General features: G+C 33.0%; 1 protein-coding gene. It reads left to right on the forward strand.

Going from position 1 to position 273, the window contains the following annotated elements; translation table 11 throughout:
- Positions 1-273, forward strand: a 273-nt coding sequence (locus ELQ04_RS08595; protein ID WP_208359027.1) for a hypothetical protein, incomplete at both ends; no start/stop codon positions are given.

Here is a 273-nt window from a genome sequence, read left to right on the forward strand (position 1 = left end):
TATTATAACAAGTCCAGAAGATGTTGACAGTCTTAATAAAGAACAAAATGATTTAGTTAATACAGCGAATAAAATGGTTCAAAATAATGATACTGGAGGTATTTCAGAACCAAGTCAAGTAGAAAAAGATAAAGCACAATCTGGAGTTCAAGATTCAAGTTACAGTTCAAGTTCTGGTTCATCTGCTAAAGGATTAAATGCTAAAGTACTTGATGGTAAATCTGCCAATGATTTTGCAGCTTTGTATACACCACATAAAGTGGATGCTAACGG

The sequence above is a fragment of the Campylobacter sp. CH278 genome, assembly GCF_004378845.1.
GTDB classification, from domain to species: Bacteria; Campylobacterota; Campylobacteria; order Campylobacterales; family Campylobacteraceae; genus Campylobacter_D; species Campylobacter_D jejuni.